Source organism: Clostridium sp., assembly GCF_032552055.1.
Taxonomy (GTDB): Bacteria; Bacillota; Clostridia; order Clostridiales; family Clostridiaceae; genus Clostridium.
Genome location: NZ_JAWGSV010000347.1, coordinates 1 through 2,586 on the forward strand (window position 1 = coordinate 1; position 2,586 = coordinate 2,586).

General features: G+C 30.2%; 3 protein-coding genes. All 3 read left to right on the forward strand.

Going from position 1 to position 2,586, the window contains the following annotated elements; all coding sequences use genetic code 11:
- Positions 1-117: 117 nt before the first annotated feature.
- Positions 118-666 (forward strand): stage V sporulation protein T, encoded by a 549-nt coding sequence (gene spoVT / locus E6248_RS15300; RefSeq protein WP_316341632.1) that lies wholly within the window; start codon positions 118-120, stop codon positions 664-666.
- Positions 667-764: 98 nt separating this feature from the next.
- Positions 765-2,300 (forward strand): polysaccharide biosynthesis protein, encoded by a 1,536-nt coding sequence (locus tag E6248_RS15305; RefSeq protein ID WP_316341633.1) that lies wholly within the window; start codon positions 765-767, stop codon positions 2,298-2,300.
- A gap of 18 nt (positions 2,301-2,318) precedes the next feature.
- A partial coding sequence (locus E6248_RS15310) for an SAM-dependent methyltransferase (protein WP_316341634.1) occupies positions 2,319-2,586 on the forward strand: 268 nt, incomplete at its 3' end.

The following is a 2,586-nucleotide window of genomic DNA, read 5'->3' on the forward strand; positions in this document are numbered from 1 at the left end:
ATTTAATATAAAATATATATTATTATAAATTTTGGTTATATCGGTATAAAATTTCTAAGTAGTCAAATAATAATATTGCAACTAATTATTATAAATGTAAGGAGGTATCTCGGAATAATGAAAGCAACAGGGATAGTTAGACGAATTGATGACTTAGGAAGAGTTGTTATACCAAAAGAAATAAGAAGAACTTTAAGGATCAGAGAAGGAGATCCTTTAGAGATTTTCACTGATAGAGAAGGTGGAGTAATTTTAAAGAAATATTCACCTATTGGAGAATTAACTGACTTTTCAAAGGAATATGCTGAAAGCTTACAACAAGCAATAGGACATATTGTTTTAATCGCAGATAAAGACGCTTTTATTTCAGTTAGCGGTGCTTCTAAAAAGGACTATATCGAAAGAAAGGTAAGTTCTGAATTAGAAGAAATAATGGAGGAAAGAAAGGCTGTTCTAATAACAGAACAAAGTAAAGCCATTCCATTACATAATGATGAAGAAAGTGGAAATTATTCAAGTCAAGTTATATCACCAATAATAGCTGAAGGCGATGCAATAGGTGCTGTTATTATACTATCTAAGGAGTCAGGAGAAAAGCTTGGAGAATTAGAGTTAAAGCTTGCAGAGACAGCTTCTTCTTTCTTAGGAAAGCAAATGGAACAATAGAACTAATTAATTAAATATAAAGTTATCAATAAAAGTAATAATACCTCTAAACTTTAAATAAAAATTTATTAACAGCAATTTAAGTTTGGAGGTATTTTATGAAGAAACAATCATTAATAAAGGCAAGTTTAATTTTAGGAATAGCAGGAATAGTTGCAAGATTTTTTGGATTATTCTTTAGGTGGCCACTGATTATGTTGATTGGTGATGAAGGTGTTGGGTATTATCAAATGTCATATCCTCTATATATGTTTTTCGTTGCAATGGCTTCAGGAGTTCCTGTAGCAATTTCAAAAATGATATCAGAAAAGAAGGCTAAGGGAGATATAGAAGGTATATTTGTAATAATAAAAGAATCTACATTGCTAATGATGATACTTGGAATTGGTACAACCCTCATATTATTCTTTTTTGCTAAACCTATTATAAGATTTGTTCAGTGGGATATGAAATCCTATTATGCATTACTTGGAATATCCTTTGCACCTTTTGTTATTTCTATAATGACTATTTATAGAGGGTTCTTTCAGGGGCTTCAAAATATGACGCCTTCAGGAGTGTCACAGATTTTGGAGCAGCTAGGTAGAGTAGTAATTGGAGTAGGACTTGCTATTTTCTTATTACCTAAAGGAATTGAATTTGCAGCAGGTGGAGCAGCTTTTGGAGCAGCAGCAGGTGGAGTAATAGGTGCAAGTTACCTTTATGAAAAATATAAAAAGGTAAAAAAGGAAATGTGGAATAAGCGGGTTAAGAGCAATCCAGAAGTATTAACTTCGATTTTAAGAATAGCTTTACCCATATCTTTAGGTGCTACAGTAGGAACTATTATGAGCTTAATAGATTCTATACTAGTTCCACAAAAGCTTATGCAATCAGGAGTAACATCAGAAATGTCCACAGTTCTATACGCTCAACTAACAGGAAAAGCAAATGTAATAACTAATATACCATTAACGTTGTCAATGGCATTAGGGACAGCCTTAATTCCTATCATAGCAGAAAACTATATAATGAATAGAAGAAAAGATGTGCAAGACAAGGTTCAATTATCTATTAAGTTATCAATGCTTATAGCAATGCCATGCACCCTTGGATTATATTTTCTAGCAGGACCAATTATGATGATTATATTTCCTGGGAAATATGATGGCATATTAATTCTTAAGTATTTATCAATATCTGTGCCATTTATTATAATAACTCAAACTACTACATCTATAATGCAGGGGATAGGTCATTATATAAGACCAATAATTAATTTATTTATTGGGTGCATAGTTAAAGTTGTATTGACTTATTTATTAGTTCCTATTCCAGAGATAAATATATATGGAGCTGTTATTGCTAGTATAGCTGCATATATTATAGCTACTATATTAAATATGATATCTATTAAAAGAAAGCTTAAGCTTAGCTTAAATGTTATTCAAACCTTTATTAAGCCAATTATTGCAGCTGTAGTTATGATAATAATATCCTTATTTTCTTATTCTTTTGTCTATACTAAAACTGGAAGTAATACTTATTCTTGCTTAATAGCTATATTTTTAGGTATTATTATATATGGAATACTAATATTAACTTTAAGAATATTTAGTATAGATGATATAAAAAATAGGATAGTAAAAAATTAAGGATAAGGAGAGATCCTAATGATAAAGATAATAGGTTTAGGACCTGGATCACCAGAAGCTTTAACTGTTGGAGCCGTTAAAGCATTAGAAGAGGGGAAAAATGTTTTTTTTAGAACAGGAAAGCATCCGTCTATTGATTACCTAAAAGATAAAATTAGTGAATTTAAAACATATGACCATTATTATGAGACATCAGAAAATTTTGATGAGGTTTATAATAATATAGCAAATGATATAATTATCAACTATAAGGAAAGTGAAGAGTTAGTTTATGCAGTTCCTGGAC